21 protein-coding genes and 1 other RNA gene are annotated in these 26,476 nt (G+C 62.4%); 11 read left to right on the top strand and 11 right to left on the bottom strand.

All coding sequences use genetic code 11. The features are described from left to right. Positions 1 to 34: 34 nt before the first annotated feature. From APH42_RS16410 to puuE, 4 genes are read right to left on the bottom strand one after another with little or no spacing between them, the layout of a single operon-like run. On the bottom strand, positions 35 to 1,363 hold the full coding sequence (locus tag APH42_RS16410) for a urate hydroxylase PuuD (protein WP_012273435.1): 1,329 nt from the start codon (positions 1,361 to 1,363) through the stop codon (positions 35 to 37). A 44-nt stretch (positions 1,364 to 1,407) separates the two neighbouring features. Beyond that, a complete protein-coding gene (locus APH42_RS16405; protein ID WP_003254333.1) occupies positions 1,408 to 1,911 on the bottom strand; it encodes an ureidoglycolate lyase in 504 nt (167 codons plus the stop codon). A gap of 49 nt (positions 1,912 to 1,960) precedes the next feature. Further along, complete coding sequence (gene uraD, locus APH42_RS16400; protein WP_060493787.1) at positions 1,961 to 2,476, bottom strand: 2-oxo-4-hydroxy-4-carboxy-5-ureidoimidazoline decarboxylase; 516 nt, start codon at positions 2,474 to 2,476, stop codon at positions 1,961 to 1,963. Further along, positions 2,476 to 3,402, bottom strand: coding sequence for an allantoinase PuuE (gene puuE, locus APH42_RS16395; RefSeq protein ID WP_012273433.1), 927 nt, complete (start codon positions 3,400 to 3,402; stop codon positions 2,476 to 2,478). The genes uraD and puuE overlap by 1 nt, the downstream gene beginning before the upstream one ends. Positions 3,403 to 3,801: 399 nt before the next feature. On the opposite strand from puuE, the gene uraH reads away from it, so the two are divergent. Then, the gene (gene uraH / locus APH42_RS16390) at positions 3,802 to 4,155 is read left to right on the top strand and encodes a hydroxyisourate hydrolase (RefSeq protein ID WP_003259496.1); all 354 of its coding nucleotides are present in this window, start codon (positions 3,802 to 3,804) and stop codon (positions 4,153 to 4,155) included. 154 nt (positions 4,156 to 4,309) lie between these two features. Here the strand turns inward: uraH and APH42_RS16385 are convergent, their stop codons facing one another. Next, a complete protein-coding gene (locus APH42_RS16385) occupies positions 4,310 to 5,659 on the bottom strand; it encodes an NCS2 family permease (protein WP_012273432.1) in 1,350 nt (449 codons plus the stop codon). A 284-nt stretch (positions 5,660 to 5,943) separates the two neighbouring features. On the opposite strand from APH42_RS16385, the gene APH42_RS16380 reads away from it, so the two are divergent. Next, positions 5,944 to 6,699: a GntR family transcriptional regulator gene (locus tag APH42_RS16380; protein WP_012273431.1), complete on the top strand. Its 756-nt coding sequence runs from the start codon at positions 5,944 to 5,946 to the stop codon at positions 6,697 to 6,699. A gap of 151 nt (positions 6,700 to 6,850) precedes the next feature. Then, entirely contained in the window at positions 6,851 to 7,549 is a 699-nt protein-coding gene (gene aqpZ / locus APH42_RS16375) for an aquaporin Z (protein WP_012273430.1), read from the top strand. On the opposite strand, the gene guaD is transcribed toward aqpZ, so the two are convergent. The 4 genes from guaD to xdhA form a co-directional block, all read right to left on the bottom strand. Next, a complete protein-coding gene (guaD, locus tag APH42_RS16370; protein ID WP_060493786.1) occupies positions 7,546 to 8,850 on the bottom strand; it encodes a guanine deaminase in 1,305 nt (434 codons plus the stop codon). The two genes, aqpZ and guaD, sit on opposite strands and share 4 nt — an antisense overlap. Positions 8,851 to 8,860: 10 nt before the next feature. Next, on the bottom strand, positions 8,861 to 9,706 hold the full coding sequence (gene xdhC / locus APH42_RS16365; RefSeq protein ID WP_060493785.1) for a xanthine dehydrogenase accessory protein XdhC: 846 nt from the start codon (positions 9,704 to 9,706) through the stop codon (positions 8,861 to 8,863). 163 nt (positions 9,707 to 9,869) lie between these two features. After that, complete coding sequence (gene xdhB / locus APH42_RS16360; protein WP_012273427.1) at positions 9,870 to 12,269, bottom strand: xanthine dehydrogenase molybdopterin binding subunit; 2,400 nt, start codon at positions 12,267 to 12,269, stop codon at positions 9,870 to 9,872. Beyond that, a complete protein-coding gene (gene xdhA / locus APH42_RS16355; protein WP_012273426.1) occupies positions 12,262 to 13,716 on the bottom strand; it encodes a xanthine dehydrogenase small subunit in 1,455 nt (484 codons plus the stop codon). The genes xdhB and xdhA overlap by 8 nt, the downstream gene beginning before the upstream one ends. Positions 13,717 to 13,984: 268 nt before the next feature. Between xdhA and APH42_RS16350 the strand changes: the two genes are divergently transcribed. The 5 genes from APH42_RS16350 to ffs all read left to right on the top strand — a co-directional run bounded on the left by APH42_RS16350 (position 13,985) and on the right by ffs (position 21,936). Beyond that, positions 13,985 to 14,644 (top strand): GntR family transcriptional regulator, encoded by a 660-nt coding sequence (locus APH42_RS16350; protein ID WP_012273425.1) that lies wholly within the window; start codon positions 13,985 to 13,987, stop codon positions 14,642 to 14,644. A 3-nt stretch (positions 14,645 to 14,647) separates the two neighbouring features. Then, positions 14,648 to 18,136 carry a chromosome segregation protein SMC gene (gene smc, locus APH42_RS16345; protein WP_060493784.1) on the top strand — a complete coding sequence of 1,163 codons (3,489 nt, stop codon included), beginning with the start codon at positions 14,648 to 14,650 and terminating at the stop codon, positions 18,134 to 18,136. A 205-nt stretch (positions 18,137 to 18,341) separates the two neighbouring features. Next, positions 18,342 to 19,232, top strand: coding sequence for a cell division protein ZipA (gene zipA, locus APH42_RS16340; RefSeq protein ID WP_060493783.1), 891 nt, complete (start codon positions 18,342 to 18,344; stop codon positions 19,230 to 19,232). Between the two features lie 99 nt (positions 19,233 to 19,331). Continuing rightward, positions 19,332 to 21,662 (top strand): NAD-dependent DNA ligase LigA, encoded by a 2,331-nt coding sequence (gene ligA / locus APH42_RS16335; protein ID WP_060493782.1) that lies wholly within the window; start codon positions 19,332 to 19,334, stop codon positions 21,660 to 21,662. A 177-nt stretch (positions 21,663 to 21,839) separates the two neighbouring features. Continuing rightward, positions 21,840 to 21,936: signal recognition particle sRNA small type (ffs, locus tag APH42_RS16330), an RNA gene on the top strand. A gap of 28 nt (positions 21,937 to 21,964) precedes the next feature. Here ffs and APH42_RS16325 read toward each other — a convergent pair. Continuing rightward, positions 21,965 to 22,384, bottom strand: a complete 420-nt coding sequence (locus tag APH42_RS16325; RefSeq protein WP_060493781.1) for a helix-turn-helix domain-containing protein — start codon at positions 22,382 to 22,384, stop codon at positions 21,965 to 21,967. An 82-nt stretch (positions 22,385 to 22,466) separates the two neighbouring features. On the opposite strand from APH42_RS16325, the gene APH42_RS16320 reads away from it, so the two are divergent. Beyond that, entirely contained in the window at positions 22,467 to 22,955 is a 489-nt protein-coding gene (locus tag APH42_RS16320) for a DUF2938 domain-containing protein (protein WP_060493780.1), read from the top strand. 97 nt (positions 22,956 to 23,052) lie between these two features. On the opposite strand, the gene APH42_RS16315 is transcribed toward APH42_RS16320, so the two are convergent. Next, complete coding sequence (locus tag APH42_RS16315; RefSeq protein WP_012273419.1) at positions 23,053 to 23,817, bottom strand: ABC transporter substrate-binding protein; 765 nt, start codon at positions 23,815 to 23,817, stop codon at positions 23,053 to 23,055. Positions 23,818 to 23,941: 124 nt separating this feature from the next. On the opposite strand from APH42_RS16315, the gene dnaX reads away from it, so the two are divergent. After that, the gene (gene dnaX / locus APH42_RS16310; RefSeq protein ID WP_060493779.1) at positions 23,942 to 26,011 is read left to right on the top strand and encodes a DNA polymerase III subunit gamma/tau; all 2,070 of its coding nucleotides are present in this window, start codon (positions 23,942 to 23,944) and stop codon (positions 26,009 to 26,011) included. Between the two features lie 63 nt (positions 26,012 to 26,074). Continuing rightward, complete coding sequence (locus tag APH42_RS16305) at positions 26,075 to 26,410, top strand: YbaB/EbfC family nucleoid-associated protein (protein WP_003254305.1); 336 nt, start codon at positions 26,075 to 26,077, stop codon at positions 26,408 to 26,410. The last annotated feature ends 66 nt before the right edge of the window (positions 26,411 to 26,476 follow it).

Below are 26,476 nucleotides of genomic sequence, written 5' to 3'. Positions count from 1 at the left end.
CTTACAGCTTGAGGCTTGAAGCTTGCGGCTTCGGTCAGTTGACCTGGGCACCTTTGGCGATCCAGTCGCCGACGAGCTTGCGCTCTTCGGTGGTCATCTGGGTGATGTTGCCCAGCGGCATGATCTGGCTGGCGACCGCTTGCGCCTGAATGCGCGCGGCCTGGGCCTGGATCTGCTGCGGGGTGTCGAACATCACGCCGGCAGGGGCGGCACTGAACAGTGGGCTGGTCGGTTTGGACGAATGGCACACGGTGCAGCGTTCCTGGATGACATTGTGGATCTTGTCGAAGTCGCCACCACCGGCCTGGGCTGCCGCCTGGGCAGGGGCCTCGGCGGGTGCGGCCGGCGCTTGGGCAGCCTTGGCGGCGTCCTCGGCGCGCTGCTCGGCAGCGGTCTTGCCACCGACGGCGGTCGCGGGCAGCGGTTGGTACTCGATCTTCGCTGCGGCTTGCTCTGGGCTTACGGCCATCGGTTTCGGGCCGGTGACGTAGGCCAGGCAGATCATTGCCAGGGCGCCGACGGGCAGGGTCCAGGCGTACTTGTTGCTGTCGTGACGGGTGTTGAAGTAGTGGCGGATCAGAACCGCGGCTACTGCGATACCGGCCAGGATCAGCCAGTTGTACTGGCTACCGTAGGTGCTCGGGAAATGGTTGCTGATCATGATGAACAGCACCGGCAGGGTGAAGTAGTTGTTGTGACGCGAGCGCAGCAGGCCCTTGGCCGGCAGTACCGGGTCGGGCGTCTGGTTGTTCTCGATCGCCGCCACCAGCTGGCGCTGGGCCGGCATGATGATGCGGAACACGTTACCAACCATGATGGTGCCGATGATCGCGCCGGTGTGCAGGTACGCGCCACGGCCGCTGAACACCAGGCTGAAGCCCCAGCAGGCGGCGATGATCAGCACGAACAGCACACCACCGAGCAGCGCAGGCTTCTTGCCCAGGGGCGAGTCGCACAGGAAGTCGTAGATGAACCAGCCAGCGATCAACGAGCCGATACCGATGGCCACGCCTTCGGCACCGCTCAGGGTGCTGCCAGGGGCCAGCAGGTACAGGGCCGGGTTCCAGTAGAACACCACGCACAGCAGGGCGATACCGGACATCCAGGTGAAGTAGGCTTCCCATTTGAACCAGTGCAGGTTCTCGGGCATTTTCGGGGGTGCGAGTTTGTATTTCTCCAGGTGGTAGATACCACCGCCGTGAATCGCCCAGAGATCACCCGACAACCCATCGCGCGGGTTGCTTCGGTTCAGGTGGTTCTCCAGCCAGACGAAGTAGAACGATGCACCGATCCAGGCGACACCGGTGATCATGTGAACCCAGCGAATGCTCAGGTTCAGCCATTCGTGAAGGTGTGCTTCCACAGTATGTACCTCTGCCAGTCACCGAGAAGATGACTGACCTTTTCTTATTGGTGGGGATTGAGGATCAGCATCTGTTCCTCGGTGAAGTAATGCTCATCGCAGTTGTTGCCAGAACCACTGCGATCAACCACCAGGAAATCATCCCGCTTTTCGATCGTAAGCACCGGGTGGTGCCAAACGCCGCGATGGTAATTAACGCCCTGCCTGCCATTACTGCGGAAGGCCCGGACCAAGCCTGATACAGGTGCATCGCCAACCGGCGCGACCACGATCAGAAAGGGGTTGCCGAGCAGCGGGATGAAAGCCTGGCTGCCCAGCGGATGGCGTTCCAGCATGCGCACGGTCAGCGGCATGTCCTGCGCGTCGGCGCGGAAGATGCTGATGATCGCCTTGTCTTCAGGCTCGGCGGTTTCGACCGTGGCGAGCTTGTGAAAGCGCATGGTCGAGCCGTTGTTGATCATGAAGTGGTCGCTGCCGTCGGTTTCGATCACGTCTCCGAATTGGGCGAAGGCTTCTTTGGTCAGGGGCTCGATCATCAGGGTGCGCATGCGGTTATCTCTTCTATTGTTCGTTTTCTGAATAAGGTTCGGCTGTTGCTTACAGCTGCAGCAGGCGGAACAGGGCGATCAGGTTGATCTGCGCCAGGGCTTCCTTGAATTCGGCATCGGCATCGTTGTGGATGCGTTTTTCAAAGGCGGCGAGGATCTGGTGCCGATTGCTGCCCTTTACCGCCATGATGAACGGGAACTGGAACTTGGCCTTGTAGGCGTCGTTCAGCTCGGTGAAACGGGCGAATTCTTCGGCGGTGCACTGGTGAATACCGGCGCCGGCCTGTTCGTTGGTGCTCGATTCGGTCAGTTCGCCCTGGATGGCGGCCTTGCCGGCGAGGTCCGGGTGAGCGTTGATCAGTGCCAGCTGGTCGGCGTGGTTGGCGCTGAGCAGGATGTCGCTCATGCGCTGGTGCAGCGCCTCGATCTCGTCCAGTTCGCCCAGTTGGCCCAGGTCATAGGCTTTTTCGGCCACCCACGGCGAGTGCTCGTAGATGTCGGCGAAGGCTGCGACGAAGGCGTCACGGCCCAGGGCGGATGGCTTGAGAGTGTTGAAGGCGGTCATCAGGCGTTCTCTTTCTTGTACGGGTGGGTGGTGTGCCAGTGGCGGGCGATATCCACGCGACGGGCGAACCAGACCTGGTCATGGCTTTTTGCGTAATCGACGAAGCGCTTCAGTGCAGCCAGGCGCGCCGGGCGGCCGACCAGGCGGCAATGCAGGCCGATGGACAGCATTTTTGGTGCTTCGGCGCCTTCGGCGTACAGCACATCGAAGGCGTCTTTGAGGTACTGGAAGAACTGCTCGCCGCAGTTGAAACCCTGCACCTGGGTGAAGCGCATGTCGTTGGTGTCCAGGGTGTACGGGATCACCAGGTGCGGCTTGCCGGTAGGGTTGTTCGGCTCCCAGTAGGGCAGGTCGTCGTCGTAGGTGTCGCTGTCATAGAGGAAGCCACCTTCTTCCATCACCAGGCGGCGGGTGTTGGGGCCGGTGCGGCCGGTGTACCAGCCCACTGGGCGCTCGCCGGTGAGTTCGGTGAGGATGCGGATGGCTTCGAGCATGTGCTCGCGCTCCTGGGCCTCGTCCATGTTTTGGTAATCGATCCAGCGGTAGCCGTGGCTGCAGATTTCGTGGCCGGCTTCGGCCATGGCGCGGATAACGTCAGGGTGGCGCTGGGCGGCCATGGCCACGGCGAAGATGGTCAGCGGCACACCGCTTTCCTTGAACAGCTTCAGCAGGCGCCACACGCCGGCACGGCTGCCGTACTCGTACAGCGATTCCATGCTCATGTTGCGCTGGCCCTGCAGTGGCTGGGCAGCGACCATCTCGGACAGGAAGGCTTCGGACTCTTTGTCACCGTGCAGGATGTTGCGTTCGCCGCCTTCCTCGTAGTTGAGGACGAAAGACAGCGCGATGCGAGCGTTGCCCGGCCATTGCGGGTGAGGAGGGTTGTTGCCGTAACCGATCAGGTCGCGAGGGTAGTCAGCGCTCACTGCAGTCTTCCTTCTTGTGCGTTAGTGCAGGGGGGGGGCGGGCCGCGTCGGTATGTCGCACCACCGGATGGGTTGATTGTATACAACTTCTGAAATCTTTTGTAAGCCTGTTTTTCCGCATTTCTTCCCTTTTGTCGCCCTGCAGCGACCTGGAAATACAGTGCAAGAAACCTGCCTGATTGGTCAGCTAATGACGTTGACGTCGTTACGTCGCTTGTATTTGCGACCGATGGGTCGTTTATGGGCGCCGGACGAACGGTGTGACAGAAGGGTTTAAAAAATTGTGTACAATTTTGCGATGGAATGTCTTAATGGCGTCATTCCCGCCTGCCGCAGGCGCTATGCTGGTGCGAAGGCTGAGTATTTTTTGCCCACAGATTGAACAAGAGGCGACACGCAATGGGACGTTTGACCACACACGTACTGGATGCCGCGCATGGCTGCCCGGGCAGCTCGATCAAGGTCGAGCTGTACCGCGTCGAAGGCCAGCAACTGGAGCTGGTGAATACCGCCCTGACCAACAGCGATGGCCGCGTCGACGCGCCACTGCTGCAGGGTGACGACTACCGCACTGGCGTTTACCAGTTGCAGTTCAGCGCTGGCGATTACTACCGCGCCCGCGGCGTGCAACTGCCGGCCCAGGCGTTTCTGGATGTTGTCGTGCTGCGCTTTGGTATCGACGAGCAGCAGGAGCACTACCACGTGCCACTGCTGATCTCGCCGTACAGCTATTCGACCTATCGTGGAAGCTAGTTGGTCGCTAGAAGAATCTTCGTAGGTCCTTTGGCCCGCTCTCACACTGGCGGGCTTTTTTTCGTCTGCTGTTTTTGCATTGCCTGCGCTGGCCTCTTCGCCGGCAACATAAAAAGAAAGGGCGCCGAGGCGCCCTTGGTTGGTGCAGTAACGGTCAGAGGAACACAAACTTGGCAATGAAGATCGCGCACAGCACCCACAGGCTGGCCGAGATCTCCTTGTACTTGCCGGTACCTGCCTTCAGCGCGACGTAGCTGATGAAGCCCAGGGCGATACCGTCGGCGACCGAGAAGGTCAATGGCATCATGATCACCGTGACGATCGCCGGAATGCTGTCTGTGGCTTCATCCCAATGGATATGCGCCATGCTGCCCATCATCAACATCGCCACATAAATAAGTGCACCCGCCGTCGCATAGGCCGGAATCATCCCAGCCAGCGGGGCGAAGAACATCGCGGCGATGAACAGCAGGCCCACTACTACCGCAGTAAGGCCGGTACGCCCGCCCGCCGCTACACCTGCGGCACTTTCCACATAGCTGGTGACTGGCGGTACACCTACCACCGCACCGAACACGCTCGATGCACTGTCAGCCTTCAACGCCTTCGACAGGTTCTCGATACGCCCGTCCGGTGCCACCAGGTTGGCACGCTGCGCCACGCCCATCAGCGTGCCGGCGGTGTCGAACATGTGCACGAACAGAAACGCCAGCACCACGCTGATCATGCTGACGTTGAACACGCCAGCCACGTCCATGGCCATCCAGGTCGGTGCCAGGCTAGGCGGCATCGACATCACCCCGCCAAACTTGACCAGGCCCAGGCCCCAACCTGCCAAGGTGACGCCAATGATGCTGATGAGGATCGCGCCAAACACCCGCTTGTAGCTGAGGATGGCGATCAGCAGGAAGCACACGGCCGCCAGCAGCGGCCCTGGCTCATGCAGCGAACCCAGCTTGATCAGCGTGGCGGGGCTGTCGACGATGATGCCTGCCGTCTTCAGGCCGATCAGCCCGAGGAACAATCCGACGCCAGCCCCCATGGCATGGCGCAGGCTGACCGGAATGCTGTTGAGCAGCCATTCGCGCACTTTCGACAAGGTCAGGAACATGAACAGCACACCCGAGATGAATACCGCCCCGAGCGCTGTTTCCCAGTTGTAGCCCATGGTGCCGACCACCGTGTAGGTGAAGAAGGCGTTAAGCCCCATGCCAGGGGCCAGGCCTACTGGCCAGTTGGCGTACAGGCCCATCAGCAGGCAGCCCAGCGCGGCGGCGATGCAGGTGGCGACGAAGGCGGCACCATGGTCGATGCCAGCGTCGGCCATGATGTTGGGGTTGACGAAGATGATGTAGGCCATGGTGATGAAGGTGGTCACCCCGGCGATCATTTCGGTTTTGACGGTGCTGCCGTGTTGCTTGAGTTTGAAAATCCGCTCCAGCCAGCTCGTTTCGAGCGGTGGGGCGAGATCCAGCGTAGGGGCTTCGGATTTGCGGCTTTCCACAGCGAGTACTCCTCAAGTCTTTCTTGTTGTAGTTGGGGCCAGTTTCCTGAGCGATGCACTTGGCGGCCCCACGAGGGAAGGCAGACGTCCGACCGGTTTGTTGACTCATGGGTCAAGAAGTTGCTCGGTGGATTATGCTTTTGTGTACAAAGAATGCAAATAATGTTTTATGTTTTGTGTGCGCAATGCGTCGTACAACGGCTATATAGGTGAAACGCCCCCTGCGGAATCGCCTCAGCCTGTGTACAATGGCGCCATACTTTCTCTTCGTGCCTCGAGAGCCCATGAACGAACAGCTGCAACCTCTGAAAAAACCTGCACGTGTCGGCAAGGCCGGCCGCAGCGGTACCCAGGACGACATCGTCTACGCGCATATTTTCGAGGCGATCCTCGAGCAGCGTCTGGCCCCGGGCACCAAGTTGAGCGAGGAAGCGCTGGGCGAAATCTTTGGCGTCAGCCGCACCATCATCCGTCGTGCCTTGTCGCGTCTGGCCCATGAAAGCGTGGTGCTGCTGCGGCCCAACCGCGGCGCGGTGGTGGCCAGCCCGACCGTGGAAGAGGCACGTCAGGTGTTCTTCTCGCGGCGCATGGTCGAACGCGCCATTACCGAGTTGGCCGTGCAGCACGCCACCCTCGACCAGCTCAACGAGCTGCGGCAGATGGTGCGTGAAGAGCGCGACAGCTTCTCGCGCGGTGATCGCGGCGCCGGCATTCGCCTTTCCGGCGAGTTCCACCTCAAGCTGGCCGAAGCGGCGGGCAATGCACCGCTGGTGAGTTTCCAGCGCAGCCTGGTATCGCAGACCTCGCTGATCATTGCCCAGTACGAAAGCGGCAACCGCTCGCACTGCTCGTATGACGAGCACATGCAACTGATCGATGCCATCGAGGCACGTGATGCCGAGCAGGCAGTGAGCCTGATGATGCACCACATGGACCACATCGACAGCAAGCTGAACCTGGATGAGGAGAGTGCCTCGGACGATCTGCATGCGGTGTTCTCGCATTTGCTGAAAAAGCCCAAGGTTTCCGCCAAGGGTTGATCGTTTGCCAGGGTGATTGAGGGGGCCTGCAAAGCAGCCCCCGGCCATAACTGGCCATCAGCCAAAGGTCTGCTAAATTCTTGTGAGCAAACCTTCATCAAGCAGTTGGGCTTGCGCATTCGTTGCGTTCAACTTCTTGAGGAATGGATTCATGAGCATGTCCCTCGGTAAACGCATGGGTGCCGAACTGATCGGTACCTTCTGGCTGGTGCTTGGTGGCTGCGGCAGTGCGGTACTCGCAGCCAGTTCCCCTGTCGGCATCGGCGTACTCGGTGTTGCCTTCGCCTTCGGCCTCACCGTGCTGACCATGGCCTTCGCCATCGGCCATATCTCTGGCTGTCACCTTAATCCTGCTGTGTCCTTCGGGCTGGTGGTGGGCGGGCGTTTTCCTGCCAAAGAGCTGCTGCCCTACGTGATTGCGCAAGTGATCGGCGCCATCCTGGCGGCAGGAGTGATCTACCTCATCGCCAGCGGCAAGGCCGGTTTCGAATTGTCCTCGGGGCTGGCGTCCAACGGCTATGCCGACCATTCGCCCGGCGGCTACACGCTGGGGGCAGGCTTTGTCAGTGAAGTGGTGATGACGGCGATGTTCCTGGTGGTGATCATGGGCGCGACCGATTCCCGCGCACCAGCAGGCTTTGCGCCCATCGCCATCGGTCTGGCCCTGACCCTGATTCACCTGATCTCCATCCCGGTGACCAATACCTCGGTCAACCCCGCGCGCAGCACGGGGCCGGCATTGTTCGTTGGCGGTTGGGCCTTGCAGCAGCTGTGGCTGTTCTGGGTGGCGCCGCTGATCGGTGCTGCAATCGGCGGCGCGCTGTACCGGGGCCTGGCGAAAGAACCTTAGCGCTGGTGCACGCAACGCCCGGCGGCGTAGGTTTCGCGCACTGTGCGGTCATCGCCCAGGGTGGTGAGCACGAACAAGGTCTCTTCAATGCTGTTGGACTGCTGAATGCGGTAGTCCAGCAGCGGCGTGGCCTTGTAGTCCAGCACCACGAAGTCGGCATCATTACCCGGGCGCAGGCTGCCGATGCGGTCATCCAGGCGCAGCGCGCGGGCGCCGCCGAGGGTGGCCAGGTACAGTGACTTGTACGGGTGCAGGCGCGCGCCTTGCAGCTGCATCACCTTGTACGCTTCGTTCAGGGTGTTGAGCAGCGAGAAGCTGGTGCCGGCGCCCACATCGGTACCCAGGCCCACGTTGACCTTGAAGCGCTCGGCCTGGGGCAGGTTGAACAGACCGCTGCCCAGGAACAGGTTGGAAGTAGGGCAGAAGGCTACTGCCGAGCCGGTTTCAGCCAGGCGCTGGCATTCGTCGTCGCACAGGTGCACGCCGTGGGCGAACACCGAGCGCTCGCCCAGCAGTTCGAAGTGGTCGTATACGTCCAGGTAGCCCTTCTGCTCGGGGAACAGTGACTTGACCCAGTCGATTTCCTTGAGGTTTTCCGACAGGTGCGTGTGCATGTACACGCCTGGGTGTTCCTTGAGCAATTGGCCCGCCAGGGTCAGCTGCTGCGGCGTGCTGGTCGGGGCGAAGCGCGGGGTTACCGCATAGTGCAGGCGGCCCTTGCCATGCCAGCGCTCGATCAGCGCCTTGCTTTCGGCGTAACCGGATTCTGCGGTGTCAGTCAGGTAATCCGGGGCGTTGCGGTCCATCATCACCTTGCCGGCGATCAGGCGCAGGTCCAGGCGCTCGGCCTCTTCGAACAACGCATTGACCGATTCCGGGTGCACGCTGCCGAATACCAGCGCGGTGGTGGTGCCGTTGCGCAGCAGTTCCTTGAGGAAGATCTTCGCCACCTGGTCGGCATGGCCTTTGTCGGCGAACTGCTTTTCGCAGGGGAAGGTGTAAGTGTTCAGCCAGTCCAGCAACTGCTCGCCATAGGAGCCGATCATGCCGGTCTGCGGGAAATGGATGTGGGTGTCGATGAAGCCCGGGGTGATCAGCGCATCCTGGTAGTGCTCGACGGGGATGTCGGCATCCAGTGTCGGCAGCAGCTCGCTGGCGTGACCAATGGCGCTGATGCGGCCGTCGTCGACCACCAGCAGGCCGTCTTCGAAGTATTCATGGGAAGCCTCCAGGCCCACCTCGGCCGGGTCGGCGATGCTGTGCAGGATGGCGGCACGGTAGGCTTTGCGGGTAACGGTCATAACACACTCGTCAATTGGCTTGGCTGCGCCGGGAGGGCGGCAGCAACTGGGCAATGGGGCCGGCATTGGCGGCAGCGTCGTGCTGGCCGAAGCAGGCGTTGTAGGTGGCGATGATTTCGCCGGCGATGGACACGGCGATTTCGATGGGCAGCTTGCCCTTTACCTCTGGCAGGCCCATCGGGCAGCGCATGCGCGCCATCACGGCGTCGTCGTAGCCGCGCTCGCGCAGGCGGTGCTCGAATTTGACTCGTTTGGTCTTCGAGCCGATCAGGCCGAACCAGGTGAAGTCGTTGCGCTTGAGAATGGCGGCGGTCAGTTCCAGGTCGAGTTGGTGGTTGTGGGTCATGACGATGCAGTAGCTGCCTGGCGGCAGGTCCGCGACTTCGTCGACCGGCTCCTCACAGACCACCTTGGTCACCCCGCTTGGGATGTGCTCGGGGAATTCCTGTTCGCGCGAGTCGATCCAGCGCACCCGGCAGGGCAGCGCGGCGAGCAAGGGTACCAGAGCCCGGCCGACATGGCCCGCGCCGAACACGGCGATCTGCGCCTGCACGGCGGCCATCGGTTCGAACAGCAGCACGGTGACGCCGCCGCAGCACTGGCCCAGGCTGGCACCGAGGCTGAAGCGCTCCAGGTGTGGGGTGGTGCGCTGCTCTTCGAGCATTTGCCGGGCGATGTGCAGGGCCTTGTATTCCAGGTGGCCGCCGCCGATGGTGTCGAACAGGCCGCTGGCGCTGACCACCATCTTCGAGCCGGCATTGCGCGGGGTCGAGCCGCGCTCCTCGATGATGGTCACCAGCACGCAGGCTTCGCCACGGGACTGGTGGTCGGCGAGGGCGTTGATCCATTGGTGCATGATGCAACCTCTCTAAGACGTCGACACGGCCCCTTTGTAGGAGCGGCCTTGTGTCGCGAAAGGGCTGCGAAGCGGCCCCAAAATATCGGTTACTACATAGATTGTTGGGGCTGCTGCGCAGCCCTTTCGCGACACAAGGCCGCTCCTGCATGGAACCTCGCTGTCAGTGGGTGACGGTTTCCAGTTCCTGTTCGGCAGGTTGGGTTTCAGCCAGCGCCTTGCGCATCTGCTCACAACCCCACAGCACCCGCTCCGGTGTCGCCGGCGCGTCGATGTTCGGCTGCACCCGGTAATCGGCCAAGCTGGCCACGGCGTCCTTGATCGCACACCAGGCAGCGATGCCGAGCATGAACGGTGGCTCGCCCACGGCCTTGGAGTGGAACACGGTGTCTTCCGGGTTCTTGCGGTTTTCCACCAGCTTCACCCGCAAGTCCAGCGGCATGTCGGCAACTGCCGGGATCTTGTAGCTGGCCGGGCCGTTGGTCATCAGCTTGCCCTTGGCGTTCCACACCAGCTCTTCGGTAGTCAGCCAGCCCATGCCCTGGATGAATCCGCCTTCCACCTGGCCGATGTCGATCGCCGGGTTCAGCGAATCGCCCACGTCGTGCAGGATGTCGGCGCGCAGCATCTTGTACTCGCCGGTCAGGGTGTCGACGATCACTTCCACGCAGGCAGCGCCAAAGGCGAAGTAGTAGAACGGCCGGCCGCGGGCCTGGCTGCGGTCGTAGAAAATCTTCGGCGTGCGGTAGAAACCGGTGCTGGAGAGCGACACCTGGGCGAAGTAAGCCTGCTGCACCAGTTGCTCGAAGCTGACGATCTGGTCGCGTACGCGCACGTGGCCGTTGCGGAACTCGACGTCTTCCTCGGTCACCTGATAGTGCCGTGCGGCGAACTCGGTCAGGCGACGCTTGAGGATTTCGGCAGCGTTTTGCGCCGCCTTGCCGTTCAGGTCGGCGCCACTGGAGGCCGCTGTCGGCGAGGTGTTGGGCACCTTGTCGGTGTTGGTGGCGGTGATCTGGATGCGGCTGAAATCCACCTGGAAGATCTGCGCCACCACCTGTGCCACCTTGGTGTTCAGGCCTTGGCCCATCTCGGTGCCGCCGTGGTTCAGGTGAATGCTGCCGTCGGTGTAGATATGGATCAGTGCGCCGGCCTGGTTGAGGAAGGTGGCGGTGAACGAAATACCGAACTTGACCGGCGTCAGTGCCAGGCCTTTCTTCAGGATCGGGCTGTTGGCATTGAAACGGCGGATCGACTCGCGACGCTCGGCATAGTCGCTGCTGGCCTCCAGCTCGGCGGTCATCTCGTCGAGCATGTTGTGCTCGACGGTCTGGTAGTAATGGGTGACGTTACGCTCGGTCTTGCCGTAGTAGTTTGCCTTGCGCACTGCCAGCGGATCACGGCCCAGATGGCGGGCGATGTGGTCCATCACCTGCTCGATGGCAACCATGCCCTGTGGGCCGCCAAAGCCACGGTAGGCGGTGTTGGAGGCAGTGTTGGTCTTGCAGCGGTGGCCGTGCACGGTGGCATCGCCCAGGTAGTAGGCGTTGTCGGAGTGGAACATGGCACGGTCGACGATCGAACCGGACAGGTCGGGCGAGTAGCCGCAGTTGCCGGCCAGGTCGAAGTTGATACCGTGCAGCCGGCCGTTATCGTCAAAGCCCACGTCGTACTCGACGTAGAACGGGTGGCGCTTGCCGGTCATGGTCATGTCTTCGACCCGTGGCAGACGCATCTTGGTCGGCTGACCGGTCAGGCGCGCCACGACCGCGCACAGGCACGCCGGGCTGGCAGCCTGGGTTTCCTTGCCGCCAAAACCGCCACCCATGCGGCGCATGTCCAGCACCACCTTGTTCATTGGCACGTCGAGCACTTCGGCGACCAGTTTCTGCACTTCGGTGGGGTTTTGCGTGGAGCAGTAGACGATCATGCCGCCATCTTCGGTAGGCATCACCGAGGAAATTTGCGTTTCCAGGTAGAAGTGTTCCTGGCCGCCGATATGCAGGGTCCCCTGGATACGGTGCGGGGCGCTGGCCAGGGCGGCAGCGGAATCGCCGCGCTGGTGGGTGTGGCTGTCGAGCACGAAGTGTTTCTTGCGCAGCGCTTCGACCACGTCCAGTACCGGCTCCAGGTCTTCGTATTCGACGATGGCGGCCATGGCCGCGCGGCGAGCGGTTTCAAGGTCACAGGCAGCGACGGCAAGCACGGGCTGGCCGAAGAACTCGACCTTGTCGATGGCCAGCAGTGGGTCGCCGGCCACCACCGGGCCGATGTCTTTCAGGCCGGGGATGTCTTCGTGAGTGATGGCGATGCGCACGCCCTCGAAGGCATAGCATGGCGTGGTGTCGATACGCAGGATGCGCGCATGAGCACGGTCGGCGGTGCGCGCATAGACGTGCAACTGGTTGGGGAATTCCAGGCGATCGTCGATGTACAGCGCCTCGCCAGATACATGCTTGTCGGCGCTGTCGTGCTTGACGCTTCGGCCCACCCCGGTGGTCAGGTCCTGGCTGAACAATTCGGCCATCTCGGCCTGGCTTTTGGCTACGTGATGGTTAGACATAAGCGGTCACCCGGGTTTCGATGTACGGCGTTTGCTGTTCGATGAAGTACTTGCGCAACAGGTTTTGCGCAGTCAACAGGCGGTATTCCTTGCTGGCGCGGAAGTCGCTGAGCGGGGTGAAGTCTTCGGCCAGGGCTAGGCAGGCGCGCTCGATGGCGGCCTGGTCCCACGGTTTGCCACGCAGCGCCGCCTCGCAGGCGCGGGCGCGCTTGGGGATCGCTGCCATGCCGCCGAAGGCGATGCGCACGCCGCTGACCACGCCGTTTTCGATGCTCAGGTTAAATGCCGCGCACACGGCGGAGATGTCATCGTCCAGCCGCTTGGACACCTTGTAGGCGCGGAACGCCCAGTCGCGGGTGGCGCGCGGCACGATGATCTTCTCGATGAACTCGCTGTCCTGGCGGGCGGTGATGCGGTAGTCGATGAAGTAGTCTTCCAGTGGCATCACCCGCTGGCGCTCGCCTTGGCGCAGGACCACCTGCGCGTCCAGGGCAATCAGCAGGGGAGGCGAATCGCCGATGGGCGAGGCGTTGCCGATGTTGCCGCCCAGCGTGCCCTGGTTGCGGATCTGCAGCGAGGCGAAGCGGTGCAGCAGGGCGCCAAAGTCGGGGTATTCGTCGTTCAGCGCGCCGTAGCAGTCGGTGAGCGGGGTGGCGGCGCCGATTTCCAGGTGGCTGGCGGTTTTCTCGATGCGCTTGAGCTCGGCCACGTGACCGACATAGATCATCACGGGCAAGGTCTTGTGAAACTGGGTCACTTCCAGCGCCAGGTCGGTACCACCGGCCAGCAGGCGGGCTTCGGGGTGCGAGCTGTACAGGTCGGCCAGGTCGGCTACGGTCAGCGGCACCAGGCAGCGCTTGTCACCGCTGTTCAGCTCGCCGGTCTGGGTTGGCGTAATGGCCTTGAGGCGGCTGATGGTTTGCGCCTGCTGGGCATCGAACTGGTCGCGGCAGGGCTGGCGGCAGCTCTGCTCGGCGGCGTCGAGGATCGGCCGGTAGCCGGTGCAGCGGCACAGGTTGCCGGCCAGGGCTTCCTGGGCCTGGTGCAGGTCGGGGCCGCTGCTGTTCTTTTGCAGGGCGAACAGCGACATGACGAAGCCGGGGGTGCAGAAGCCGCATTGCGAGCCGTGGCAATCGGCCATGGCCTGTTGCACGCTGTGCAGCTGGCCTTGGTGCTTGAGCCCTTCGACGCTGATCAGCTGCTTGCCGTGCAGCGACGAGACGAACGTCAGGCACGAGTTGAGGCTGCGGTAGCGCAGGCTGTCGTTACCTTGTTCGTCCTGGGTCAGTTCGCCGACTACCACGGTGCAGGCGCCGCAGTCACCACTGGCGCAGCCCTCCTTGGTACCGGGTTTGCCCAGGTGCTCGCGCAGGTACTGCAGCACCGTCATGTTCGGGTCCAGGGCGTGCTCACTACGCAGCTCCTGGTTGACGAGAAACTGGATCACGGGGATGGCCTCGCAATGGTTTTATTGTTGTTGGGCGGACTCTAAGCAACACCTGTCTAGCAGGTCAATATTTTTCTGACTCAAAGGTCAAGAAAATGCTCATGTCCATGCCCGGCCGAACACATTGCCCATATCCCAAGCATAGATCGCGCCGGGCGCATGGCTGTCTGGCAGGTCAAATAAACCGCCTGGGCCCTCTGCGCGATGACCGCCCAAGTACGCTACAATCCGCCCCTTGTGCCCAGTTCAATGATTTTGAAGGAAAACCATGACGTTCAAGGCCCCGGACAGCCTCTCCGAGCAGATTGCCGATTACCTGGCCGAACGCATCATCCGCGGCGAGCTGGCGCCAGGCGAGCGTATCCAGGAGCAGAAGGTCACCCAGGCGCTCAACGTCAGCCGTGGGTCGGTGCGCGAAGCACTGCTGATTCTCGAACGCCGCCACCTGGTGGCCATCTTGCCGCGCCGGGGTGCCCATGTAACCGAGCTGGACGAGCGCAGCGTGCGCAGCCTGTGCTCGCTGATGGGCGAGTTCTACATCCTGCTGGGTAACGCGGTTGCGCAAAAATGGCGCACCGAAGCCGACCTGCGCCCGTTTCTGGAAATCCAGCAGCGCCTGCAGCGTGCCCATGACCAACTCGACATCAAGACCTTCGTCGCCGACAGCTTTGCGGTGATGCGCGCGGCCTATCCGTTCGCCGACAACCCGTTCCTGCAGGAAACCGTGGAAAACCTGCAGCCGGCCATGAGCCGTGCCTACTACCTGTCGCTGGACCAGCGACAGGCCAACATGATCGACTACCTCGACCTGTTCGCCCGGCTGCTCGAAGCCGTGGTCGCCCGTGACCTGCCGCGCATTCGCGAGGTGCTCACTGCCTACGGCCAGCGCAGCTGCGAACTGGTGCTGGCGGCACTGGCCCGAGGCTGACCGATGCGCCTGAAGTGCATTCGTCTGGCCGGGTTCAAGTCGTTCGTCGACCCGACCACGGTCAACTTCCCCAGCAACATGGCGGCTGTGGTAGGCCCCAACGGCTGCGGCAAGTCCAACATCATCGACGCGGTGCGCTGGGTGATGGGCGAGAGTTCGGCGAAGAACCTGCGCGGCGAGTCGATGACCGACGTCATCTTCAACGGCTCGAGTGGCCGCAAACCGGTCAGCCAGGCGAGCATCGAGCTGGTGTTCGACAACAGCGAAACTACCCTGGTTGGCGAATATGCTGCCTACGCCGAGATCTCGATCCGGCGCAAGGTGACCCGCGACGGGCAGAACAGCTATTACCTCAACGGCACCAAATGCCGAAGGCGTGACATTACCGACATCTTCCTCGGTACCGGCCTGGGGCCGCGCAGCTATTCGATCATCGAGCAGGGCATGATCTCCAAGCTGATCGAAGCCAAGCCCGAGGAGCTGCGCAACTTCATCGAGGAAGCCGCCGGCATCTCCAAGTACAAGGAGCGCCGCCGCGAAACCGAGAACCGCATCCGCCGCACCCAGGAAAACCTGGCCCGCCTGACCGACTTGCGCGAAGAGCTCGAGCGCCAGCTGGAGCGGCTGCATCGTCAGGCCCAGGCCGCCGAGAAGTACCGCGAGTACAAGGCCCAGGAGCGCCAGATGAAGGCGTGCCTGGCGGCCTTGCGCTGGCGCGGCCTTGACGAGCAGGTACGCCAGCGCGAGTCGGTGATCGGCGATCAGGGCGTGTCCCACGAGGCGCTGGTGGCCGAGCAGCGCAATGCCGACGCGAGCATCGAACGCCTGCGTGACGGCCATCACGAATTGTCCGAACGCTTCAATCAGGTGCAAGGCCGCTTCTACTCCGTGGCCGGTGACATCGCCCGGGTCGAGCAGAGCATCCAGCACGGCCAGCAGCGCTTGCGCCAGTTGCAGGACGACTTCAAAGAGGCCGAACGCACCCGCCTGGAAACCGAATCGCACCTTGGCCACGACCGCACCCTGCTGGCCACCTTGGGCGAAGAGCTGGCCATGCTCGAACCCGAGCAGGAAATGACCCTGGCCGCTGCCGAAGAGGCCGCTGCCGCGCTTGAGGAGGCCGAGCTGGGCATGCACGGCTGGCAGGAACAGTGGGACAGCTTCAACAGCCGTTCCGCCGAGCCGCGCCGCCAGGCTGAAGTGCAGCAGGCGCGCCTGCAGCAGCTGGAAACCAGCCTGGAGCGCCAGGCCGAGCGCCAGCGCAAGCTGGGCGAGGAGCGCGAGCAGCTGGGTAGCGAGCCGCAGGATGTGGCCATGCTCGAATTTGCCGAGCAACTGGCCAGCAGCGAAATGTTACTGGAAGAATTGCAACTGTCCGAAGAGCAGGTGGTCGAGCGCCTGGAAGGCACGCGCGAGCAACTGCAGCAGGCCACCCAGGCCCAGCAGCAGGCACAGGGCGACCTGCAGCGCCTGGGCGGGCGCCTGGCCTCCCTTGAAGCCTTGCAGCAGGCTGCTCTGGAGCCGGGTACAGGCGCTGCGCACTGGCTGCACGACCAAGGGCTGGAGCAACAGCCGCGGCTGGCCGAAGGATTGCGAGTAGAGCCAGGTTGGGAAACGGCCGTGGAGACTGTGCTCGGCGCCGATCTGCAGGCTGTGCTGGTAGACGATTTCAACCGCCTCGATTTTGCTGGCCTGGAGCAAGGCGAGTTGCGCCTGCTGCTGGCCAGCGACAACAGCTTGCCTTTGCCGGGCAGCCTGCTGGAAAAGGTCCAGGGCCGTATCGACCTGGCGCCCTGGTTGGGCCAGGTCAAGCCCGTGGAAGACCTTGCCCAGGCACTGGCGCAGCGCGCATCGCTTGGCGAAGGGCATAGTTTGGTCAGCCGAGATGGCTACTGGGTTGGCCGGCACTTCTTGCGGGTGCGCCGTGGTGGTGAAGCCGAAGGCGGCGTGCTGGCGCGCGGCCAGGAAATCGAGCGCCTGGGCCAGGAACAACTGGAACAGGAAGCAGCACTGGAGCAGCTCGATCAACAGTTGCAGGCCCTGCGCGAGCAGCAGTTGGGCCTGGAGGAGCAGCGCGAACAGTTGCGCCGCCGCACCCAGGAAGAGAGCCGCCTGCACGGCGAGCTGAAGGCCAACCTTTCGGCCAGCCGTGCGCGTGCCGAGCAGGTCGAGCTGCGCCGCCGGCGCCTGCAAGAAGAACTGAGCGAACTGGAAGAGCAGCGCGCCCTGGAGCACGAGCAACTGGGCGAAGCACGCCTGTTGTTGCAAGAAGCCCTTGAGCTGATGGCCCAGGACACCGAGCAGCGCGAACAGTTGATGGCCCGCCGCGACACCCTGCGCGAAGGCCTCGACCGGGTGCGCCAGGAGGCTCGCCAGCACAAGGATCACGCCCACCAGCTCGCGGTGCGTCTAGGGTCGCTGCGTGCCCAGCACGATTCCACCCGCCAGGCCCTGGAGCGCCTGGAACAGCAGGCTGCGCGCTTGACCGAGCGGCAGGAGCAACTGAGCCTGAACCTGGAGGAGGGTGAGGCCCCGCAGGAAGAGCTGCGCCTGAAGCTCGAAGAGTTACTGGAACGACGCATGAGCGTCGACGAGGAAATGCGCCAGGCCCGCCTGCACATGGACGAAGCCGACCGCGAGCTGCGTGATGCCGAAAAACGGCGCACCCAGGCTGAGCAGCAGGCCCAGCTGCTGCGCGGCCAGCTGGAGCAGCTGCGCCTGGAGTGCCAAGGCCTTGATGTGCGACGCAAGACGCTGCAGGAGCAACTGCTGGCCGACGGCTACGACCTGCAAGGTGTGCTCGCTACCCTGGAGGCCGAGGCCAGTGAGCAGGGTACCGAGCAGGAACTGGAGCAGCTTGATGCGCGTATCCAGCGCTTGGGGGCAATCAACCTGGCGGCCATCGAGGAATATGAACAGCAGTCCGAGCGAAAACGCTACCTGGACGCCCAGGACGCCGACCTGGTCGAAGCGCTGGAGACCCTGGAAAACGTCATTCGCAAAATCGACAAGGAAACCCGCAACCGCTTCAAGGATACCTTTGATCAGATAAATGCCGGATTACAGGCACTTTTCCCAAAAGTTTTCGGTGGTGGCAGCGCTTATCTGGAACTGACGGGCGAAGATCTACTCGATACAGGGGTGACGATCATGGCGCGGCCACCGGGCAAGAAGAACAGCACCATCCATCTGCTGTCCGGCGGCGAGAAAGCACTGACCGCCTTGGCGCTGGTGTTTGCCATCTTCAAGTTGAACCCCGCACCGTTCTGCATGCTCGACGAGGTCGATGCGCCGCTGGACGATGCCAACGTCGGGCGCTATGCGCGCCTGGTCAAGGAAATGAGTGAAAGCGTGCAGTTCATCTACATCACCCATAACAAGATTGCCATGGAAATGGCGGACCAGTTGATGGGGGTGACCATGCATGAACCCGGTTGTTCACGTCTTGTTGCAGTTGATGTGGAGGCGGCCATGGCCATGGTCGACGCTTGATGCGCGACGATGGAGGCATTTTCTGCAGCGAAATGCCCCCGTCATGTGCGACAGACGGTGTAAAGTTGTCTTTGGTCGTGCTAGCTTAATGTCACTCGTTTTTTGCGTGGGTAAAACGCCTGTCAGAACATAGAGTTGGCGCCACGTGTTAAAGGGCTTTGAACCCTTTGTTTTCAAGCATATTTTTATAGAGGCACGGGATTACATGGAAATCGGTCTGCGCGAGTGGCTGATCGTCATCGGCATCATTGTCATTGCCGGGATTCTTTTCGACGGCTGGCGCCGCATGCGCGGCGGGAAAGGCAAGTTGAAATTCCGTCTGGATCGCAGTTATTCCAATGTGCCGGACGAGGAAGGCGGCAGTGCCGAAGTGCTCGGCCCGTCGCGGGTGCTGGATACCCACAAGGAGCCTGAGCTGGACGAAAGCGACCTGCCGTCGCTCAGCGCTTCTGCGCGTGATCGAGAACGCGAGCACAAGCCGGCCAAGGCCGGCAAGCGCGGCAAGCGCGCCGCGGCTGCCGATGTGCAGCAGGGCGACCTTAACCTGAGCGCCGAGCCACGCGAGCCTGACCTGTTTGCCGACAGCGACGACGACTTTGCCGCCGACAACACCCGCAGCAATGCTGCGCCGGCTGCCAGCAGCAGCGTCAAGGACTTGCCGCCAGCCGAAGAAGTGCTGGTGATCAGCGTGATTTCCCGCGACGAGGGTGGCTTCAAGGGCCCGGCGTTGCTGCAGAACATTCTGGAAAGCGGCCTGCGCTTCGGCGAAATGGATATCTTCCATCGTCACGAGAGCATGGCCGGCCACGGCGAAGTGCTGTTCTCCATGGCCAACGCGGTCAAGCCTGGTGTGTTCGACCTGGACGACATCGACCACTTCAGCACCCGCGCGGTGAGCTTCTTCCTCGGCCTGCCGGGCCCGCGTCATCCGAAGCAGGCCTTCGATGTGATGGTGGCCGCCGCACGCAAGCTGGCCCACGAACTGAACGGTGAGCTCAAGGACGATCAGCGCAGCGTGCTGACGGCCCAGACCATCGAGCATTATCGCCAGCGTATCGTCGAGTTCGAGCGCCGTGCGCTGACCCAGAAGCGCTGATATGCCCAAGTGGGCAGGCCTGGCCTGGTGCTGTCTACCCTGTTTCAAGCGCAAGAGCAGCCAAGGGCTGCTCTTTTGCTTTGCAAGAGAACCTGAGAAATGACCGCCGAAACCCGTATCCATGAACTGCGTGCCGAACTCGACCAGCACAACTATCGCTATTACGTGCTCGACGAGCCCAGCGTGCCCGATGCCGAATACGACCGCCTGTTCAACGAGCTCAAGGCGTTGGAGGCTGAACACCCCCACCTGGTAACCCCCGATTCGCCAACCCAGCGCGTCGGTGGCGAGGCTTTGTCTGCGTTCAGCCAGGTACGCCACGAAGTGCCCATGCTCAGCCTGGGCAACGCCTTTGAAGAAACCGACCTGCGCGAATTCGGCCGCCGCGTGGTTGAAGGCCTCGACCAACCCGGTGCGGTCGACTACAGCTGTGAACCCAAGCTCGATGGCCTGGCCGTGAGCCTGTTGTACCGCGATGGCCAGTTGGTGCAGGGCGCCACCCGTGGCGACGGTACCACCGGCGAAGACATCAGTGCCAACGTGCGCACCGTGCGCAACATCCCGCTCAAACTGCAGGGCGAGGGCTGGCCAGCAGTGCTGGAAGTGCGCGGCGAGGTGTATATGAGCAAGGCCGGTTTCGACCGGCTCAATGCCGCTCAGGCCGAAGCCGGCGGCAAGACCTTCGCCAACCCGCGCAACGCTGCCGCCGGTAGCCTGCGCCAGCTGGATTCGAAAATCACCGCCAGCCGCCCGCTGGAGTTCTGCTGCTATGGCGTCGGCCAGGTGTCCGAGAGCATCGGCGACAGCCATATCGGTGTCCTCGAACAGCTCAAGGCCTGGGGCATGCCGATCAGTCGCGAGCTCAGGCATGCGGCGGGTATCGAAGAATGCCTGGCCTATTACCGCGACATTGGCGAGCGGCGTAACAGCCTGCCGTATGAGATCGACGGTGTGGTATTCAAGGTTAACAACCTGGCTGCCCAGCGCGAACTGGGCTTCCGCGCCCGAGAGCCACGCTGGGCGATTGCCCACAAATTCCCAGCCATGGAAGAGCTGACCGAGGTGCTGGACGTCGAGTTCCAGGTTGGCCGTACCGGTGCGGTAACGCCTGTGGCACGCCTGAAGCCGGTCAAGGTGGCCGGAGTAACCGTGTCCAACGCCACCCTGCACAACATGGACGAAATCGCTCGGCTGGGCTTGCGCATTGGCGATACGGTGATCATCCGCCGTGCCGGTGACGTGATCCCGCAGGTGATGCAGGTGGTGCTGGAGCGTCGCCCCGACGATGCCCGTCCGGTAGAAGTGCCAAGCGCATGCCCGGTGTGTGGCTCGCAAGTCGAGCGTACCCAACTGGTAAAGCGCAGCAAGGGCAAGGAAACCACCAGCGAAGGCGCGGTGTACCGCTGCGTTGGTCGCCTGGCCTGTGGCGCCCAGCTCAAGCAGGCGATCATTCACTATGTGTCGCGCCGGGCCATGGACATCGACGGCCTGGGCGAGAAGAGTGTCGAGCAGTTGGTGGACGAAGGCCTGATCGGCTCGCCGGCTGATCTGTACAAACTGGCGTTCGAGCAGATCGTTGGCCTTGAAGGCTTCGCCGAGGTGTCCAGCAAGAAGTTGCTCGATGCCATTGAGGCCAGCAAGCGCCCGAGCCTGGCACGGTTCATCTACGCGTTGGGCATTCCCGACGTAGGCGAAGAGACCGCCAAGGTGCTGGCCCGCTCGCTGGGCAGCTTGGCGCGTGTGCAGCAGGCACTGCCGCAAGTGCTGACCTACTTGCCGGATATCGGCCTGGAGGTGGCCTACGAAATCCATAATTTCTTCGAAGACGAGCACAACCAGAAGGTCATTGAACAACTTCTGGCCAGTGGCATGAAATTGCAGGACGAAGGCGAACTGGCTGCCGAGTTCGCCGCCAGTACTACCTTGGCTGGGATGATTGCCAAGCTCGACATCGCCTCGGTCGGCCCGACCGGTGCCGAGAAGCTGGTTGCCAAGCTCGACAGCCTGGAGAAGATCATCGCCGCCGACGGCATCGACCTGCGCCAGGCCCTGGCGGCCAAGCAGGCTGATGCTGTGCGTGAGTTCTTCAAGGATGAAGCGAACCAGAAACTGGCGCGGGACATCGAAGCGCAGTTGCTGGCGTTCGGCATGCACTGGAGCTGCGAGAAGAAGGTTGCCGAAGGCTTGCCGCTGGCAGGCCAGACCTGGGTGCTGACCGGCACGCTGGAACGCATGAGCCGCGATATTGCCAAGGACAAGCTGGAAAGCCTGGGGGCCAAGGTGGCGGGTTCGGTTTCTGGCAAGACCCATTGCGTGGTGGCAGGGCCGGGGGCGGGCTCCAAGCTGGCCAAGGCCAGCGAGCTGGGCGTGAAGGTGCTGGATGAAGATGCATTCGTCACATTCCTGGCCGAGCAGGGCATTGTTGTTTAGAGCCCTGCGCTATCCCCAGTAGGCGTGGCCTTGCGTCGCGATCGGGCCGCACTGCGGCCCCACGATCTGACAAGTCATTGAGAAATGATGACTTTTTCGCCTACAGAGGTTGTATCTGCCCTCAAGACCGGTACAATGGCGCCACTCGCTGTTCAGCGAGGCATGTAGTGGTGGCCCCATCGGTCCCCCCGCATTGATTACCCGTTAACCTGGTCAGGCCCGGAAGGGAGCAGCCATAGCGGGAACATCGAGTGCCGGGGTGTGGCTGGTGGGGCCGCCTCCATTTCTGGGGGTGAAAAACCTCAATTTGCCGCGAACGCCTTCGTTCTTCCCTGCTTCATTCCCAATGCTCCCGTAGCCGACAGTTTCATCAGCCGCTGAAATTTCGGGCATGCCAGATGATCTTCCTCCGGGCACTGCGCGGCATGCCGCAATCCTTTGCTCATGGCCTGCAGCCGCCTGATCCGCGCATCAATTTCGTCTGCCTTGGCCAGCAGCATCTGCCGGTCCACCTGCAAGTCCACCAGCATGGCGCCTACTTCATCCAGCGAAAATCCCGCCGCTTGCCCTAGGGCGATCAGTGCCAGCCTGTCTGCCACATCGGCTGCAAACTGCCGCCGCTGGCCGCGCCCGGCCAGGGACTTGAGCAAACCTTTCTTCTCGTAGTAACGCAGTGTCGATGCAGGTACGCCTGTGCGTTTGGCGACGTCGGCAATGTCCATTTTTGGCCCTTGACTTGAAGTTGACTTCAACTTCTATGCTGCGCGGCATGGTGATGACCGTCAATCTTCGAGGGCTTGTTCAATGACGTTTACTGCGATGTTTCTAGCTGCCTTGCCGATTGGCATCGGTGCCACCATCGTGATGGACCTGTGGGGGTTGCTGCTGAGGCGGCTGGGTGTCGCCACATTGAACTTCGCCATGGTCGGGCGTTGGGCGGGGCATCTGCTTGACGGCCGTGTGTCGCACCAGGCGATTGCCAAAGCAGAGCCGGTGCGCAATGAGCTGGTGTGGGGGTGGGTGATTCATTATGCGATCGGCGTGCTGTTCGCGATGCTGCTGGTTGTGATCGTAGGTGAGAGCTGGTTGCTGGCGCCTACTTTGCTCCCTGCGGTAGTTGTTGGCGTAGGCACCGTCGTGGCGCCGCTGTGCTTCATGCAGCCGGTGATGGGGGCGGGTTTCTTCGCGTCCAGAACGCCGACGCCTGCGCGCAACTGCTTGAAGAGCTTGGCTACGCATTTTGTGTTTGGAGTGGGGTTGTTCTTGAGTGCGGGTTTGCTGGTTTTGGTGTGAGTGTGATCAATTTGGTCAGAGCCACCTTGCAAGCTCGCTCCTACATCTTCCCGGGCCAGTATCGCCTGCGCCTTCACACCTGTCAGCACAACCGAGATCAAGGGTGGGGCGCCGGAGCATCCCAAGGCCCCATCCCGCCATAGCGCTGCAAAATCCGCTCGATCTCCCCCGACTGCTTCATCCTTACCAACGCCCGCAACAACCCTTGTGTCGGCACTGCGGGATCATTGCGCACCATGCACCCGAGGTCCTGCTCTTCCAGCACCGCCAATCCCTGCAATCGTTGGTCGGCTGGCAAACCCTGGTTGAACCACTGCAACGACAGTTGGTTGCTCACCGCATGCCGATAGCGCCCAGCCTGCAGCTTCTGCAGCACCAGCAACTGGCTGCGGCTGTCTTCGCGGTGCAGTCGGCCTTGATCCAGCAGAGGTTGCAAGGTCGAGTAGGTGTAACCCAGCACCGTGCCGATAGCCTGGGCAGGCAATTGCTCCGCGGGCATCGGGGAGCTATCGCCAACGCGCCCCACCAGCAGGTCGCGCTGGTGAATCAGCGGGATGCTCCAGACAAAATCCCCTGGGCGATCATTGAACCACTGGGTGCTGACATAGCAGCGCACATCGATATCACCGCTGTTCATGGCCTCCTGCAGGCGCAGGCGAGCCATCACGTGGTATTGGGGGCGTACGCCCACTTCCTTGGCCAGCGCCTCTATCAGGTCGTACACCAGGCCTTCCACGGGCTGGTCAGCTTCGATGCGCACCAGCGGCATGCTCCAGCTCTCCGCGACAGAGAAGCGCAGCACCGGCTGTTCAGCCAGGCAGTGGGCAGACCAGAGCAGCAGAAGGGCCAGCAATATTGGCAAAGGCGTATCCTCCTTGAACAACGCGCCTGCTTCCAAGCTTAGACGACTCGCGCAGGGTGCAATTTTGCCCCCGCTCCGCTAGCATTAGCGATCTTCCGCTCTATCAGGCTACGATGGTTTTTCGATGAGTTATCAGGTTCTTGCACGTAAATGGCGTCCGCGCTCGTTCCGCGAAATGGTCGGCCAGGCCCATGTGCTGAAGGCCTTGATCAATGCCTTGGACAACCAGCGCCTGCACCACGCCTACCTGTTTACCGGTACCCGGGGCGTGGGCAAGACCACCATCGCCCGTATCATCGCCAAGTGCCTGAACTGCGAAACCGGCATTACCTCCACCCCGTGCGGCACCTGTTCGGTGTGCAGGGAGATCGACGAAGGCCGTTTTGTCGACCTGATCGAGATCGACGCCGCCAGCCGCACCAAGGTCGAGGACACCCGTGAACTGCTCGATAACGTGCAGTACGCCCCCAGCCGTGGGCGCTTCAAGGTCTACTTGATCGACGAAGTGCACATGCTCTCGACCCACTCGTTCAACGCCTTGCTCAAAACGCTGGAAGAGCCGCCGCCCTACGTCAAGTTCATCCTTGCCACCACCGACCCGCAGAAGCTGCCGGCCACCATCCTGTCGCGCTGCCTGCAGTTCTCGTTGAAGAACATGAGCCCGGAGCGGGTGGTCGAGCACCTGAGCCACGTGCTGTCCGCCGAAAACGTACCGTTCGAGCCGGATGCCCTGTGGCTGCTGGGCCGTGCGGCTGATGGCTCAATGCGTGACGCCATGAGCTTGACCGATCAGGCCATCGCCTTTGGCGAAGGCAAGGTGCTGGCTGCCGATGTACGCGCCATGTTGGGCAGCCTCGACCATGGCCAGGTCTATGGTGTGCTGCAGGCGCTGCTTGAAGGTGACGCCAGGGCGTTGCTGGAGGCCGTGCGCAACCTGGCCGAGCAGGGGCCGGACTGGTCGGGCGTGCTGGCCGAAATGCTCAATGTGCTGCACCGTGTGGCCATCGCCCAGGCGCTGCCGGAAGCGGTGGACAACGGCCAGGGCGATCGTGAGCGTGTACTGGCGCTGGCTTCGGCGCTGCCGGCCGAAGACGTGCAATTCTATTACCAGATGGGCCTGATCGGCCGCCGCGATCTGCCGTTGGCGCCGGACCCGCGTGGTGGGTTCGAAATGGTCCTGCTGCGTATGCTGGCGTTCCGCCCGGCCGATACGGACGACGCACCGAAACCGGTGCTAAAGCCAGTGGGGATCAGCCAGGCCACAGCTGATCCCGCAGCGTCGGTGGCAGCCTTGGCGCCGGCCGAGCCCACACCGCCTGTCGCGGTCGTGCCGCCTGAGCCTGCGGTAGCCGCGACGCAGGTGGAAGTGCCTGCACCGGCGACAGCCGACCATGAGCCGGAGGTCGAGCCAGACGTTGAGCTGAAGGCCGAGATCGAGGCCATTTCCGTGCCCGAGCCTGTTGCCGAGGTGGTTGACCTGCCATGGGAAGAACCGGCAGCCGCACCTGCTCCGGTAGCGGCTGCACCTGCACCTGCACCTGTGCCTGAACCGGTTGCCCCGGCGGCGCCCCCGAAGGCTGCCCCGGTACTCGACGAGCCGCCTTTCGATCCGTCTGCCTATGCTGCCGTGGGCATGGAACGCGACGATGAGCCGCCGCTGGATGAAGACTACTACGGCGGCGAAAGCGACCCAGTCGGTTTCAGCTACCTGGACGAACTGGCCGAGCACGTTCAGGAAGAAGCGCCCAAGCCTGTAGCTCAACCGCTGCCAGCAGCCAAGCCGGCCACGGGCCTGGCCCTGCAATGGCTGGAATTATTCCCACAGTTGCCTGTGTCCGGTATGACAGGCAACATCGCGGCAAACTGTACGCTGATTGCCGCCGAGGGTGACGATTGGCTGCTGCACCTGGACCCGGGCCAGGGCGCGCTGTTCAATGCAACCCAGCAGCGGCGCTTGAACGAGGCGCTTAACCAGCACCTGGGGCGTACGCTTAACCTGCGCATCGAGCTGATCCTGCCCGAGCAGGAAACCCCGGCCCAGGCCGCAGCGCGCAAGCGTGCCGAGCGCCAGCAGGACGCGGTCACTTCGATCGAGCAGGATCCGTTGATCCAGCAGATGATCAAGTTGTTCGGCGCCAAGGTACGGCAGGATACTATTGAGCCTGTAGAAGCCCTGGTCGATCAGGGCCAGTAACGGATAACCATGCGGCCGGCCCGATGCCAGGCCGCATCACATGACCCAATCGAGGTATACCCCATGATGAAAGGTGGCATGGCCGGCCTGATGAAGCAGGCCCAGCAGATGCAGGAAAAGATGCAGAAGATGCAGGAAGAGCTGGCCAACGCCGAAGTCACCGGCCAGTCCGGTGGCGGTCTGGTGAGCGTGGTGATGACCGGTCGTCACGACGTCAAGCGCGTCAGCATCGACCAGAGCCTGATGTCGACAGATGAAGACGACAAGGAAGTGCTGGAAGACCTGATTGCCGCTGCGTTGAACGACGCCGTGCGCAAGGTCGAGCAAAGCAGCCAGGAGAAGATGGGCGGCATGACCGCCGGCATGCAACTGCCGCCAGGCTTCAAGATGCCGTTCTAAGGGCATTGCGATACCCAAAACCGCCACTGACACCAGTGGCGGTTTTTTTTTCGCGGGTTTAGCCCC

Source organism: Pseudomonas sp. NBRC 111140 (assembly GCF_001320885.1).
Classification (GTDB): domain Bacteria; phylum Pseudomonadota; class Gammaproteobacteria; order Pseudomonadales; family Pseudomonadaceae; genus Aquipseudomonas; species Aquipseudomonas putida_P.
Note: the sequence above shows the minus strand (reverse complement) of the source record. Positions and strands in the feature narration are given on the sequence as shown.